The sequence below is a fragment of the Pantoea phosphatilytica genome, from assembly GCF_051025615.1.
GTDB lineage: Bacteria > Pseudomonadota > Gammaproteobacteria > Enterobacterales > Enterobacteriaceae > Pantoea.
The window spans coordinates 155,616-169,918 of record NZ_JBPFDF010000002.1 but is presented as its reverse complement, the minus strand read 5'-3'; the positions used below and the strand labels follow the sequence as shown (position 1 = coordinate 169,918).

The 14,303-nt window shown below is 57.9% G+C and carries 10 protein-coding genes; 4 read left to right on the top strand and 6 right to left on the bottom strand.

What is annotated here, in order from left to right; genetic code table 11:
* Positions 1-3 precede the first annotated feature (3 nt).
* The 4 genes from carB to ACR6AS_RS11010 all read left to right on the top strand — a co-directional run bounded on the left by carB (position 4) and on the right by ACR6AS_RS11010 (position 7,303).
* Complete coding sequence (carB, locus tag ACR6AS_RS11025) at positions 4-3,231, top strand: carbamoyl-phosphate synthase large subunit (protein ID WP_111139373.1); 3,228 nt, start codon at positions 4-6, stop codon at positions 3,229-3,231.
* Positions 3,232-3,478: 247 nt separating this feature from the next.
* Positions 3,479-4,612: a porin gene (locus tag ACR6AS_RS11020; protein ID WP_369974399.1), complete on the top strand. Its 1,134-nt coding sequence runs from the start codon at positions 3,479-3,481 to the stop codon at positions 4,610-4,612.
* A 234-nt stretch (positions 4,613-4,846) separates the two neighbouring features.
* Complete coding sequence (folA, locus tag ACR6AS_RS11015; RefSeq protein ID WP_111139375.1) at positions 4,847-5,329, top strand: type 3 dihydrofolate reductase; 483 nt, start codon at positions 4,847-4,849, stop codon at positions 5,327-5,329.
* Between the two features lie 90 nt (positions 5,330-5,419).
* Positions 5,420-7,303, top strand: coding sequence for a PhoX family protein (locus ACR6AS_RS11010; protein WP_367396070.1), 1,884 nt, complete (start codon positions 5,420-5,422; stop codon positions 7,301-7,303).
* Between the two features lie 33 nt (positions 7,304-7,336).
* Here the strand turns inward: ACR6AS_RS11010 and apaH are convergent, their stop codons facing one another.
* The 6 genes from apaH to lptD are packed head-to-tail and all read right to left on the bottom strand — an operon-like array spanning position 7,337 to position 14,141.
* Entirely contained in the window at positions 7,337-8,194 is an 858-nt protein-coding gene (apaH, locus tag ACR6AS_RS11005; protein ID WP_111139377.1) for a bis(5'-nucleosyl)-tetraphosphatase (symmetrical) ApaH, read from the bottom strand.
* 53 nt (positions 8,195-8,247) lie between these two features.
* A complete protein-coding gene (gene apaG / locus ACR6AS_RS11000; RefSeq protein ID WP_111139378.1) occupies positions 8,248-8,625 on the bottom strand; it encodes a Co2+/Mg2+ efflux protein ApaG in 378 nt (125 codons plus the stop codon).
* Positions 8,626-8,628: 3 nt separating this feature from the next.
* On the bottom strand, positions 8,629-9,450 hold the full coding sequence (gene rsmA, locus ACR6AS_RS10995) for a 16S rRNA (adenine(1518)-N(6)/adenine(1519)-N(6))-dimethyltransferase RsmA (RefSeq protein ID WP_111139379.1): 822 nt from the start codon (positions 9,448-9,450) through the stop codon (positions 8,629-8,631).
* A complete protein-coding gene (gene pdxA / locus ACR6AS_RS10990) occupies positions 9,443-10,435 on the bottom strand; it encodes a 4-hydroxythreonine-4-phosphate dehydrogenase PdxA (RefSeq protein ID WP_367396072.1) in 993 nt (330 codons plus the stop codon). The genes rsmA and pdxA overlap by 8 nt, the downstream gene beginning before the upstream one ends.
* Entirely contained in the window at positions 10,425-11,720 is a 1,296-nt protein-coding gene (surA, locus tag ACR6AS_RS10985) for a peptidylprolyl isomerase SurA (protein ID WP_111139380.1), read from the bottom strand. Before surA ends, pdxA begins: the two co-directional genes overlap by 11 nt.
* A 54-nt stretch (positions 11,721-11,774) precedes the next feature.
* Complete coding sequence (lptD, locus tag ACR6AS_RS10980; protein WP_434162115.1) at positions 11,775-14,141, bottom strand: LPS assembly protein LptD; 2,367 nt, start codon at positions 14,139-14,141, stop codon at positions 11,775-11,777.
* Between the last annotated feature and the right edge of the window lie 162 nt (positions 14,142-14,303).

Below are 14,303 nucleotides of genomic sequence, written 5' to 3'. Positions count from 1 at the left end.
TTCATGCCAAAACGTACAGACCTGAAATCCATCCTGATTCTTGGGGCCGGTCCGATTGTGATTGGACAGGCCTGCGAATTCGACTACTCCGGTGCGCAGGCGTGTAAGGCGCTGCGTGAAGAGGGTTATCGCGTTATTCTGGTTAACTCTAACCCGGCGACCATCATGACCGACCCGGAAATGGCCGATGCAACCTATATCGAGCCGATCAACTGGGAAGTGGTGCGTAAGATCATCGAAAAAGAGCGCCCGGATGCCGTTCTGCCAACCATGGGCGGCCAGACCGCGCTGAACTGTGCGCTGGAGCTGGAACGTCACGGCGTGCTGGAAGAGTTTGGCGTCACCATGATCGGTGCGACCGCTGATGCGATCGACAAAGCGGAAGATCGTCGCCGCTTCGATGTAGCGATGAAGAGCATCGGTCTGGACACTGCGCGTTCCGGTATTGCCCATACCATGGAAGAGGCGCTGGCCGTGGCCGAAGATGTGGGCTTCCCCTGCATTATCCGTCCCTCCTTTACCATGGGCGGCACCGGTGGCGGCATCGCCTATAACCGTGAAGAGTTCGAAGAGATCTGCGAACGCGGCCTCGACCTCTCCCCGACCAATGAGCTGCTGATCGATGAGTCGCTGATTGGCTGGAAAGAGTATGAGATGGAAGTGGTACGTGATAAAAACGACAACTGCATCATCGTCTGCTCCATTGAAAACTTCGACGCCATGGGGATCCACACCGGTGACTCCATCACGGTCGCGCCTGCCCAGACGCTGACTGACAAAGAGTATCAGATCATGCGTAACGCCTCGCTGGCGGTACTGCGTGAAATCGGTGTGGAAACCGGCGGTTCCAACGTTCAGTTCTCGGTAAACCCGAAAGATGGCCGTCTGATTGTCATTGAGATGAACCCGCGTGTTTCACGCTCCTCGGCGCTGGCTTCCAAGGCGACCGGCTTCCCGATTGCAAAAGTGGCCGCCAAACTGGCGGTGGGTTACACCCTTGATGAGCTGATGAATGATATCACCGGCGGATTAACCCCGGCGTCGTTCGAACCGTCCATCGACTATGTGGTCACCAAGATCCCCCGTTTCAACTTCGAAAAATTCGCTGGTGCGAACGATCGTCTGACCACCCAGATGAAGTCGGTCGGTGAAGTCATGGCGATTGGTCGTACATTCCAGGAGTCGATGCAGAAAGCGCTGCGCGGCCTGGAAGTCGGCGCGAACGGCTTCGACCCGAAAGTTCACCTCGACGATCCGGAAGCGTTAACCCGCATCCGCCGCGAGCTGAAAGATGCCGGTTCCGACCGTATCTGGTACATCGCGGATGCGTTCCGGGCGGGCATGTCAGTGGACGGCGTCTTCAACCTGACCAATATTGACCGCTGGTTCCTGGTGCAGATCGAAGAGCTGGTGCGGCTGGAAGATCAGGTCGCGCGTGAAGGCGTTAACAGCCTGGATGCGACCTTCCTGCGCGCGCTGAAACGCAAAGGCTTTGCGGATGCGCGTCTGGCCACGCTGGCCGGTGTGGCTGAAAGCGAAATACGCAAGCTGCGTCAGCAGTTTAACCTGCACCCGGTCTACAAGCGCGTGGACACCTGCGCCGCCGAGTTCGCGACAGACACGGCCTACATGTACTCCACCTATGAAGAGGAGTGCGAGGCCAATCCGAGCCAGGATCGCGAAAAGATCATGATTCTGGGCGGCGGACCGAACCGTATCGGCCAGGGTATCGAGTTTGACTACTGCTGCGTTCACGCTGCCCTGGCACTGCGTGAAGATGGCTATCAGACCATCATGGTCAACTGTAACCCGGAAACGGTCTCGACCGATTACGACACCTCTGATCGCCTCTACTTCGAGCCGGTTACGCTGGAAGATGTGCTGGAAATCGTGCGCATCGAGCAGCCAAAAGGCGTGATCGTGCAGTATGGCGGACAGACGCCGCTGAAACTGGCGCGTGCGCTGGAAGCGGCAGGCGTACCGGTCATCGGCACCAGCCCGGATTCGATTGACCGCGCGGAAGACCGTGAGCGTTTCCAGCAGGCAGTCGATCGTCTGAGCCTGAAGCAGCCGGCTAACGCCACCGTCACCACGCTGGAGCAGGCCGTTGAGAAGGCCGCTGGCCTGGGCTACCCGCTGGTGGTGCGTCCTTCTTATGTACTGGGCGGCCGTGCCATGGAGATTGTCTACGACGAGCTTGACCTTAAACGCTACTTCCAGACGGCGGTATCGGTCTCCAACGATGCGCCGGTTCTGCTGGACCGCTTCCTGGATGATGCGGTCGAAGTGGACGTGGACGCGATCTGCGACGGTGAGCGGGTGCTGATTGGCGGCATCATGGAACATATCGAGCAGGCTGGCGTGCACTCCGGTGACTCCGCCTGTTCACTGCCGGCCTACACCCTGAATCAGGAGATTCAGAACGTGATGCGTCAGCAGGTCGAGAGACTGGCGTTTGAGCTGAACGTGCGCGGCCTGATGAATGTGCAGTTCGCGGTGAAAGAGAATGAAGTCTACCTGATCGAAGTGAACCCACGCGCAGCGCGTACCGTACCGTTCGTCTCTAAAGCGACCGGCGTACCGCTGGCGAAAGTGGCGGCACGCGTGATGGCCGGTAAAACTCTGGCCGAGCAGGGCGTTACCGAAGAGGTAATCCCGCCGTACTACTCCGTCAAAGAAGTGGTGCTGCCGTTCAACAAGTTCCAGGGCGTTGACCCGATTCTTGGCCCGGAAATGCGTTCGACCGGCGAAGTTATGGGGGTGGGCCGCACGTTCGCTGAGGCGTTCTCCAAAGCGATGCTGGGTGCCCAGAGCAACATGAAGAAGTCGGGCCGTGCGCTGCTGTCGGTGCGCGAAGGCGACAAGAAACGGATTGTTGACCTGGCCGCTAAGCTGCAGAAGTTTGGTTTCGAACTGGATGCGACGCACGGCACGGCGGTGGTGCTGGGCGAAGCGGGCATCAACCCGCGCCTGGTCAACAAGGTGCATGAAGGCCGTCCGCATATCCAGGATCGCCTGAAGAACGGCGAATACAGCTACATCGTCAATACCACGGCAGGCCGCCAGGCGATTGAAGATTCGAAGCTTATCCGCCGCAGCGCGCTGCAGTACAAAGTGCATTACGACACCACGCTGAACGGCGGCTTTGCCACCGCGATGGCGCTGAATGCTGACCCGACGGAGCAGGTTATCTCCGTTCAGGAGATGCATGCGCAGATAAAGGCGATGTAATGTAAAAGCGGCTCCTGCGGGAGCCGTTTTTTTTGCCCTTTTTCTGGGGATATTCTTAAAGTCAGGTCCACGAAAAGCAAAGAGTTTGCGTTAAAGTTACTGATTTGACTTATTTTTTTAGCTATAGGTGCGGAACGCGCGGGTTCGCACAGATTTATAAAAGAAACGCTTTCTGCAGGGATTTTTCGCCAGTACTATGCCTGCCGCTCATCACCAGAGCGTATCAGGACATTAATAAAAAATGAAAATGCGTACTTTTTCTCTGAGTGCAGTGGCTGCACTGATGGCTGTTCTTCCTTTCGCCAGCCAGGCGGAAATCACCCTGCTGAAGCAGGATCCGCAGGCGGGCGATCCGCTCAGCCGCCTGAACTTCACGTTTGGCGGCAGCATTCGTGCTCAGGTCAACCATCAGACCGGCGTGGATGACAAATCCTATAAGCGCGACGGTTTTGACGGCGGCACCCGTTTCCGCTTCGGCGCGGACTACTACCTGTTCGATGACGTCAGCTGGGTCAGCTACTACGAACTGGGCGTTAACGTCCCGGCCCTGTTCAGCTGGGACGGTCACTATGCCGACGGGGCGAATAACACCACCCGCCGCCAGCTTTATACCGGCCTGAAAAGCAAAACCTGGGGCCAGCTGACCTTTGGCCAGCAGAACAGCGTCTATTACGACACCGTGGGCGCCAAAACCGATATCTGGGATTACGACATGATCGGCCAGGCACCGGGCAACGGGATCAACGGCGACTACGACGGCTCTTACCGTTCACGCAAGCAGCTGAAATATAAAAACAGCTTCGGCGATGTGGATCTCTTCGCCTCTTACCTGTTTGACGACAATGAGTTCCTGCCGGGCAATGGCCTGCGTTACAAGCGTAAAGGCGGCGGCTCGCTGGGTGTGGACTACCACATCACCGACGATCTGAGCTGGGGCACCGCGTGGAACTACACCCGTGCGGCGATGCGTAACCCGAACAATGGCGACAGCAAAACCTACGACCAGAACATCTTCGGTACTGCGCTGAGCTGGACACCGGGTAACTGGACGCTCTCTGCCGGCGGTGGCTGGTATCAGAACTTCATGACCACCAGACGCAAAGATGTGCATGACTACTTTGCGGGCGATGCGTGGGGCCTGGAATATTTCGCTGGCTACAAAATTCCGGTCGCGCAGTATGGCCTGAAAGCGGTTCAGCCTTACGTGATGGGCGATCGCATCGAGTATGCGAACGGCCGTGACTACCAGCGTATCGACAACGGTCTGGGTGTGACGCTGTTCCTCGACTACGGTTTCCGTGTCGATTACGAACATGTCTTTACCTCCAGCACCGATAACCTGGGTGACATGAACCTGGTGCGTCTGCGCTACGACTTCTGATCATCCTGACGGCTCCTGCGGGAGCCGTTTTCTTTTGCGCCCCCTGTTTGTGCCAGCCTGAGGCCGCTGGCTGGCGAGCTGCAGCAAACTAACGCGATTACGCGGTGAAAAACGCTGCACAGGCCGTGAAAAACGGCGTCATAGAAAGCTTTACGCAAATAGACCGATCCCCCTATCGACGAAACTTTCACCTTTACGTATCATGGCGCCAATTTTTTTCAGTGAGTGGTTAACATGATTAGTCTTATCGCGGCATTAGCAGCAGATCGCATTATTGGAATGGAGAACGCCATGCCGTGGGACCTGCCTGCAGACCTGGCGTGGTTCAAACGTAATACGCTGAAGAAACCGGTGATTATGGGCCGACTGACCTTTGAATCGATCGGCCGTCCTCTGCCTGGTCGCCTGAATATTGTGGTCAGCAGCCAGCCCGGCAGCGCGGAAGGCGTCACCTGGGTGACATCGCTGGATGAGGCTGTTCAGGCCGCCGGTGATGCAGAAGAGATCATGGTGATTGGCGGTGGGCGCGTCTACGAACAGATGCTGGCGCGTGCCGATCGTCTCTACCTGACGCACATCGACGCAGAAGTTGAAGGGGATACCCAGTTCCCGGATTACGAGCCGGACGAGTGGCAATCCACGTTCAGCGAATTTCACGACGCTGACGAGCAGAACTCCCACAGCTACTGCTTCGAGATCCTCGACCGTCGTCGCTAATCCCGCCTCCGCCCGGCTGTAACCTGGTTGTCATCATTATTCATTAGCATTGCTTCTTTTCTGGGACCGTGACAAAGGAAGCAATCACCAATGAAAATCGAATTATCCGCATTAAGCACTGACCGCCTGCCTGATCCACTGCGTCGTAAATTTCTTGCCGGTTCCGGTGCGCTCGGCCTGACCGGCTTTCTCAGCGGCGGCCTGACGCTCTCATCCGGCGCGCGGGCCGCAGAGAAACCGGCGGGCAGTGCGCTGCTGGGCTTTCAGGCTATTGCCGCCTCGACCGCCGACGAGGTGGTGGTCGCGCCCGGCTACCGCGCCGAGGTGCTGATCTCCTGGGGCGATCCGCTGGTGAACGGGGCTGCGGCGTTTGATCCGCACGGCAACAACAGCGCGGCGGATCAGGAAAAGCAGTTCGGTGACAACAATGACGGGATGAGCTTCTTTGCCATCGACGATCATCGCGGCGTAATGGCGATCAATAATGAATATGTTAACGAGCCAACGCTGTTTGCCCACGGAGGCAGCAAAGCGACCAGCCTGGAAGACGTGAAAAAGTCACAGGCGGCGCACGGTATTTCCGTGGTGGAAGTGAAACGGGGCGAGGATAACCGCTGGCAGGTGGTGCGTCCGTCTGACTACAACCGCCGCATTACCGCGAACACCCCGATGCGCTTTTCCGGCCCTGCCGCCGGTGACAACGCATTGCAGACCGCAGCCGATCCCGAAGGCATGAACGTCCTCGGCACCTTTGGTAACTGCGCCAACGGTAAAACGCCGTGGGGCACCTATCTGACCTGTGAAGAGAACTACGACACCTATTTTGGCACACGACAGGCGGACTTCACGCCAACCCCGCAGCAGAAGCGCTATACCCTGAATGCCGCCGAGCCGGAACGGAACTGGGCCGACTTTGATCCCCGCTTTGATGTCGCGAAAAACCCCAACGAATTTAACCGCCACGGCTGGATAGTGGAAATCGATCCCTTTGACCCTCACTCCGTGCCGGTCAAACGCACCGCGCTGGGTCGCTTCAAACATGAGAATGCGGCGGTCACGGTCGCGAAAAACGGTCAGCTGGTGGTGTACATGGGGGATGATGAGCGCGGCGAGTATATCTATAAATATGTCTCCGACGATCGGGTTAACCCGGATGATGCGAAAGCGAATCATGGGCTGCTGGACAAGGGCACGCTCTATGTGGCGCAGTTCAATGGTGACGCGCAGGGCACGCCGCTTAAAGGCACCGGGCGCTGGCTGGCGCTGAAGTGGGGCGAAAATGGCCTCACCGCAGAGAAGGGCTTCAGCAGTCAGGCTGACGTCCTGATCAACGCGCGAGCGGCGGCCGATGTGGTAAACGCCACCCGTATGGATCGGCCGGAATGGATCGCCGTGAATCCGCACGATGGCCGCGCCTACTGCACGCTGACCAACAACAACAAGCGCGGCAACGAGGGGATGCCCGTCAATGCGGCCAACCCGCGGCCAAAAAATATCTACGGCCAGATTATCCGCTGGGATGAGAAGGGCGATGCCACCGCGCTGACGTTTGAGTGGGATATTTATGCGCTGTGCGGCAATCCGATCGCGCACCCTGAGGGGATCTATCGCGGCACGCCCAACATCACCGCTGAGAACACCTTCAACAGCCCGGATGGTCTGGGATTTGATGCCGCGGGGCGCTTATGGATCCTGACCGACGGCAAATACAGTAACAAAGAGGATTATCAGGGGCAGGGGAATAATCAGATGCTGGTGGGCGATCCCGACAGCGGCGAGATCCGCCGCTTTATGGTCGGCCCGAAATCGTGCGAGCTGACCGGCATTACCTTCACGCCCGATTACAGAACGCTGTTTGTCAACGTGCAGCATCCCGGCGAAGAGGGGGACTCCCATTTCCCGCACAACAGCCCGCGTCCGCGCTCATCGGTGATCATGATCACCCGCGAAGATGGTGGTGTTATCGGGGCCTGAAACCATATGCTGGCCTGACGGCCAGCCTGATCGTTACAGTGCAGGCGGCGCCAGGCTGTCGCTGGCAGCCAGCGCTTTTTCGCGGTTGGAGGGCTGCACCACATAGCGTTGCGTCTCCCAGTGCAGCAGGGTCAGCGTTCCGCCCCAGCAGCAGCCGGTATCCAGCCCGATAATCCCCGCAGGCGTGCCCTTGCCTTCCAGCGACGCCCAGTGACCAAAGATGATGGTGTAGTCGCGTGCGACCGGCCCCTCAAGGGTAAACCAGGGTTTCAGCGGTGGAAGTGCCGACTCCGGCGCATCTTTGCAGATCATATCCAGCTGACCGTTCGGGAAGCAGTAACGCATCCGGGTCAGGGCGTTGGTGCTGAAGCGCAGACGGGCCAGCCCGGTCAGGTCTTCACTCCAGTTATTCGGCATGTCGCCATACATGGCATCCAGGAACAGCGGATAGCTGTCGCTGGCAAGCACCGCTTCGACCTCACGCGCGCACTTTTTCGCGGTTTCGATATCCCACTGCGGCGTGACACCGGCATGGCCCATCACCAGTTTCTTCTCTTCATCCACCTGCAGCAGGGGCTGACGACGCAGCCAGTTAATCAGCTCGTCGGCATCCTCCGCTTCCAGCAGCGGCGTCAGGCGATCTTTCGGCTTGTTGCGGCTGATCCCGGCGTAGACCGCCAGCAGATGCAGGTCGTGATTACCCAGCACCAGACGCACCGCGTCGCCCAGCGATTTTACGTAGCGCAGAACCTCCAGCGAGCCGGGGCCGCGCGCGACCAGGTCGCCGGTCAGCCACAGGGTATCCTGCTCAGGGTTGAAATCGACCTGTTGCAGCAGTGCACGTAATTCGTCGTAGCAACCATGAACGTCGCCAATCAGGTATGTGCTCATAACGTTTTATCCATCGGGAAGGTGCCCGGCTTAGCGGGCAAAAAGCGTGTGAATCAGTGAATGTGGGTCTGAACGGCGAGGCGGAACACCGGGATATCGACGTGAAAGGTTTCACCCTGCTCATCGACCATCACATAGTGTCCCTGCATAGTGCCCATCGGGGTTTCGATCACGGCACCGCTGGTGTACTGAAACTCATTGCCTGCGGCGATAAGCGGCTGTTCACCGACCACGCCTTCACCCTGAACTTCTGTTTCGCGGCCATTACCGTTGGTAATCAGCCAGTAGCGCCCCAGCAGTTGCACAGCGGAACGGCCCAGATTGCGTATCGTGATGGTATAGGCGAAGACGTAGCGATCCTCATCCGGCGAGGACTGGGAGGCGACGTACTGGCTCTGCACATGGACGGAGACGCGGGCCGTTTCACTCATGACTTACTCCTGCGATTTTCCCTGATGATTCGCCAGCCAGTTGGCCAGCTGACAATATTGCGCGACTGAGACATTTTCAGCGCGCAGACCGGGATCGATGGACAACTCTTCCAGCGCACCGGCCGTCACCATGTGGTTCAGGCTGTTTCGCAACGTTTTGCGGCGCTGACCAAAGGCTTCGGTGGTAATGCGGCTCAGAATACGCACGTCGCTGACCGGATGAGGCGGTTCGGCAAAAGGTACCAGACGCACCACCGCAGAGTCCACTTTCGGTGGCGGTGTAAAGGCGTGCGGCGGCACTTCCAGCACCGGGATCACCTGGCAGTAATATTGCGCCATCACCGTCAGGCGGCCATAGGCTTTACTGCCCGGACCGGCAACCAGACGGTTAACCACCTCTTTCTGCAGCATGAAGTGCATATCTTTGATCGAACCAGTATAGCTGAAAAGGTGGAACATCAGCGGGGTCGAAATGTTATAGGGCAGGTTACCAAATACCCGCAGCGGCTGGCCTCGCTCCTGCGCCAGGGCGGCGAAGTCAAAGGTCATGGCATCCTGCTGGAAGATAGTCAGTTTCGGGCCAAGGAACGGATGGGTCTGCAGACGCGCGGCGAGATCGCGGTCCAGCTCGACCACCGTTAAGCTATCGAGGCGTTCCCCTACCGGCTCGGTCAGGGCACCCAGGCCAGGACCGATCTCAACCAGCGCTTCATCGCGCTGTGGATGAATAGCGGAGACAATGCTGTCGATAATGTACTGATCGTTCAGGAAGTTCTGCCCGAAACGTTTACGGGCGTAGTGCCCCTGATGGACGCGATTATTCATTACTGCTCTTGATCATAGTGATGGCGAGGTTAAGCGCCGTGATGAAGCTGCCCGGTTCCGCCTGACCCAGCCCGGCGAGTTCAAGCGCGGTGCCGTGGTCAACGGAGGTCCGGATAAAGGGCAGGCCCAGGGTAATATTTACCGCCCGGCCAAACCCTTGAAACTTGAGTACCGGCAGGCCCTGGTCGTGATACATCGCCAGAACCGCATCGGCATGTTGCAGATATTTAGGCTGGAACAGCGTATCGGCAGGCAGCGGGCCGGTCAGTCTGATGCCCTGCTGACGCAGTTCATCCAGTGCCGGTGTGATCGTCTCGATCTCTTCACGGCCCATGTGGCCGCCTTCACCCGCGTGGGGATTGAGACCGCAGACGTAGATGTGTGGCTCGGCGATCGCAAACTTCTGCTGCAGATCGCGATGCAGAATCGTGATCACCTCATGCAGGCAATCACGCGTGACCGCCGCGGCGACATCCTTCAGCGGCAGATGGGTCGTCGCCAGCGCGACACGCAGCGCTTCGGTCGCCAGCATCATCACCACGCGATGTCCGCCTGCGCGATCGGCGAAGAACTCGGTATGGCCGGTGAAGGCGATACCGGCATCGTTGATCACGCCTTTGTGGACCGGGCCGGTGATCAGCGCCGCAAATTCCCCGGACAGGCAGCCGTCACAGGCGCGCGCCAGCGTGGTCAGCACATAGTCGCTGTTGGCGACGCAGAGCGTGCCCGGCGTCACCGGTTCGGCGGTTTCGACGGGCAGGATAGTCAGCGACCCCGCCTGCTGTGGCGCGGCGGCCACGCCAGGCTGGTAAGGGCGCAGGGTCAGTGGCAGACCGAGCTGCGCCGCACGCTGCTGTAGCAGGGCAGGTGAGGCGCACACCACCAGCTCAACCGGCCACGCCTGCTGGGCCAGCTGAACGGTGAGATCGGGACCAATCCCGGCGGGTTCGCCGGGCGTGATCACCACACGGGCATTACTGCGCATTGCCATCCAGAATCTTCACGTAGGCGCTGGCGCGCTGTTCCTGCATCCAGGTCTGTGCTTCTTCCGCAAACTTACGGTTGAACAGCATGCGGTATGCGCGCTCTTTCTGGGCCGCATCGGTCTTATCGACCTGACGGGTATCCAGCAGCTGAATCAGATGCCAGCCGAAAGAGGAGTGAACAGGCTGACTGACCTGGCCTTTTTGCAGACGCAGCAGCGCGTCGCGGAACGCCGGATCGAAGACTTCCGGTGAGGTCCAGCCGAGATCGCCGCCCTGGTTAGCCGAGCCGGGATCGTCAGAGTATTGCTTGGCCGCGGCGGCAAAGGTGGTTTTCCCGCTGCGGATGTCGGCCGCGATCTGCTCCAGCTGCGCGCGCGCCTGGCTGTCAGTGAGGATCGGTGAGGGCTTCAGCAGGATGTGGCGTGAATGCACTTCGGTGACGGAGACATTTTTGCTCTCGCCGCGCAGGTCGTTCACCTTCAGGATGTGGAAGCCCACACCGGAACGGATCGGCCCGACGATATCGCCTTTTTTAGCCGTTGCCAGTGCCTGCGCAAACAGGGTCGGCAACTCTTCGATTTTGCCCCAGCCCATGTTGCCGCCTTTCAGCGCCTGGGAGTCGGCGGAATAGGTCACGGCCATCTTGCCGAAGTCAGCGCCATTTTTCAGTTCGCCCACCAGCTGTTTTGCCAGCGTCTCCTGCTCGTCAACCTGCTGCTGCGTCGGGTTTTCCGGCAGCGGCAGCAGAATGTGGCTGACGTTCAGCTCGGTGCCCTGGCTGTTCTGAGAGCCGATCTGGGCAGCCAGCGTATCCACTTCCTGCGGCAGAATAGTCACGCGACGACGCACTTCGTTGTTGCGGACTTCGGCAATCGTCATCTCTTTACGGATCTGCGCACGATAGACGCTGTAGTTCATGCCGTCATAGGCCAGACGGCTGCGCAGCTGATCGAGGCTCATGCGGTTCTGTGCTGCGATGTTCTGAATAGCCTGGTCCAGCTGCTCGTCGCTGATCTGAACGCCCGCTTTCTCGCCCATCTGCAGGATGATGTTGTCCATGATCTGACGTTCCAGAATCTGATGGCGCAACGTTTTATCATCTGGCAGCTGCTGATTGGCCTGCCGGGCCTGAGATTTGACCGTGCTCATCATGCCGTCCACGTCACTCTCAAGAACCACGCCGTTATTGACTACGGCAGCAACTTTATCAACGACTTGTGGTGCTGCGAACGCGGTGTTGGCACTGATTGCCACACCAAGAATCAGCATTCTCCAGTTCTTCATACTTTATCCATTGTTGGTTCCGCACTGCGGGATTGCCTGTCAAACATCACAACATCAGAAAGCGGGCTGGTAAGGAATAATGCCCTGACGCAGCATATCGTTGGTGCCTAAGCCGTAGTTAGGACTCAGACCACGCAGCTCAATGTTGAATGAGATTTGGTTGTCATATTTACTGTCGTTGTTTTCCCAACCGTTAATTTTGCGCTCGTAACCGACCCGGATCGCGTAACAGCATGAGCTGTACTGCAGGCCCACCAGCTGCGATGCCGGACGCGTGTTGCGGGTATCGTAGTAGTAAGCGCCTACCACAGACCATGCATCCGCAATCGGCCAGCTGGCCGTGGTGCCGACCTGTGAAATCCCATTTTTAAAGATAGGATTGGTCACCAGCGCACTGTTGTTCAGCGCACTGGCCACATATTCCGGGCTGCTGTAACGATAGCTCAGCTGCACCATGCGGTCGGCATCGCGACGGTATTCCAGGACGGTATTGCCCTGAGAGACGTTGTCGAGTTTGGTGTCATACTGCAGACCACCCCGGACGCCCCAGCGATCGCTGATTTTCCAGTATGTATCGCCAGCCCAGATCAGGCTGCCGGTATCATCTTCTTTACTGGTTTGATTCACACCAGTACGAGAAGGGGTAAACGAGTAGATTTGACCCACAGAAACGTTAAAACGTTCAACCAGATCGGTATCATAAATACGGGAGGTGACACCGGTCGCCACTTCATTCGCAGACGCGATGCGATCCAGGCCGCTGTAAGTACGATCGCGGAACAGGCCGGTGTAGTCGGTCTGCAGCAGCGTGGAGTCGTACGGATAGATGTTGCTCTGATTGCGGTACGGGATATAGAGGTACTGTACCCGCGGCTCCAGCGTCTGGGTGTAACCCACCGCCGAGTTCATATCGCGATCAAAGACCATCCGGCCATCAACCTTAAACTGCGGCAGCGTACGGTTAACGGACTCTTTGAGCTGGTTGTTGCGATCGGTATCGATGTTGGTGTTGTAGTACTCAACATCATCCTGCTGATAGTGCGTCGCCAGTAATTTCGCTTCGGTATCCAGGCTGGCCCAGCCGTTTGACAGCGGCAGGTTCAGGGTTGGCTCAATATGTAAGCGGGTCGCTTCAGGATAACGGTCGCTGACGTTGGTGAATTTCACCGCCTGCGCATAGATCCGGCCATCGAACGGACCGATGTCGTTCTGATAGAGGTTGACGTCCAGCTGCGGCATGGCGCGATAGACGTTGTTGCTGCTGTTATCGCCGAACACCTGGAAATCTTTGGTGGAAAGCGTGGCGTCCCAGTTGATGTCCGCATAACCAATGCTGAATTTTTGCGTGGCGTAGTTATCGGTTGAGCTGTAGTACTTCGAGTCGAGATCGTTGAAGTAGTACTTATCGCTGACCTTGGTGTAGTCCGCATTGAAGCGCCAGTTCTTGTCATAGACGCCGGCATGACGCCAGTAGAAGAGCCAGCGGTTTGAGCTGTCATCTTCGGCGATACCGCGCATCGCTTTGTCGTTATCGTACTGTTTGTCTGAGCCGAGGTAGTCGAACTCCATCAGGCCCGCGCCCAGCGTCGTCAGATAACGGAATTCGTTCTCAAACTGCATGCCGCGCTTGCTCATGTAGTGCGGCGTAATGGTGGCATCGGCCTGCGGCGCAATGTTCCAGTAATAGGGCAGCATGAACTCAAAGCCGTTGTTGCTGCCATATTTTGCATTCGGGATCAGGAAGCCGGAGCGGCGGCGATCGCCAATCGGCAACTGCAGATAGGGGCTGTAGAACACCGGCACGGAACCGATCTTAAAGCGGGCGTTCCAGATCTCGGCCACTTCCTCTTCACGATCCTGGATCACTTCGGACCCCACCACGCTCCAGCTGTTTGAGCCAGGCAGACAGGAGGTAAAGGTGCCGTTTTCCAGAATGGTATAGCGGTTGTCCCCGCGCAGCTTCATCTGATCGGCGGTGCCGCGTCCCTGACGATCCACCATCTGATACTGACCGTTCCAGACGTTGGTATCTTTGGTGTTGAGGTTTGACCAGGCTTTCGGACCTTTCAGGATGACCTGATTGTCATCGTAGTGCACATTACCCAGCGCATCGACGGTGCGGACCGGAGCGGTCTGGTCGTTCGGCTGACGCTGATGAAGCTGCACTTCATCAGCCTGCATGCGGCTGTTGCCCTGCTCAATATTCACGTTGCCGGTAAACACCGCATCGTCGGGGTAGTTCCCTTTGGCGGTGTCGGACTTGATGGTAACAGGCAACTGATTCGCATCGCCGTTGACCAGCGGGCGGTTGTAACTCGGCACGCCTAACATACACTGCGACATCAAATCGTCGGCAAAGGCTTGCTGGCTAATGGCTGCGCCGATCAGTGTGGCCAGCAGGGTAGGTATATGTTTTTTCATACGCGGTATCGAGAATTCCATGAAAACTGGCATCATGCCGACAATCGGGTCAGAGACTAACTTACTGCCCGGCGTTGCGCCAGTGTTAATCCTGGTCTGTCAGCGTTGCTGTTAGGCGCTGAGGTAAATGACAGGTATGATAATGCAATTTTCAGCCGCAAG

Bases quoted from the DNA above. Each gene is read 5' to 3' on its own strand.
- carB (WP_111139373.1), top strand. From the start codon at position 4: ATGCCAAAACGTACAGACCTGAAATCCATCCTGATTCTTGGGGCCGGT.
- ACR6AS_RS11020 (WP_369974399.1), top strand. From the start codon at position 3,479: ATGCGTACTTTTTCTCTGAGTGCAGTGGCTGCACTGATGGCTGTTCTT.
- folA (WP_111139375.1), top strand. From the start codon at position 4,847: ATGATTAGTCTTATCGCGGCATTAGCAGCAGATCGCATTATTGGAATG.
- ACR6AS_RS11010 (WP_367396070.1), top strand. From the start codon at position 5,420: ATGAAAATCGAATTATCCGCATTAAGCACTGACCGCCTGCCTGATCCA.
- apaH (WP_111139377.1), bottom strand. From the start codon at position 8,194: ATGAGCACATACCTGATTGGCGACGTTCATGGTTGCTACGACGAATTA.
- apaG (WP_111139378.1), bottom strand. From the start codon at position 8,625: ATGAGTGAAACGGCCCGCGTCTCCGTCCATGTGCAGAGCCAGTACGTC.
- rsmA (WP_111139379.1), bottom strand. From the start codon at position 9,450: ATGAATAATCGCGTCCATCAGGGGCACTACGCCCGTAAACGTTTCGGG.
- pdxA (WP_367396072.1), bottom strand. From the start codon at position 10,435: ATGCGCAGTAATGCCCGTGTGGTGATCACGCCCGGCGAACCCGCCGGG.
- surA (WP_111139380.1), bottom strand. From the start codon at position 11,720: ATGAAGAACTGGAGAATGCTGATTCTTGGTGTGGCAATCAGTGCCAAC.
- lptD (WP_434162115.1), bottom strand. From the start codon at position 14,141: ATGAAAAAACATATACCTACCCTGCTGGCCACACTGATCGGCGCAGCC.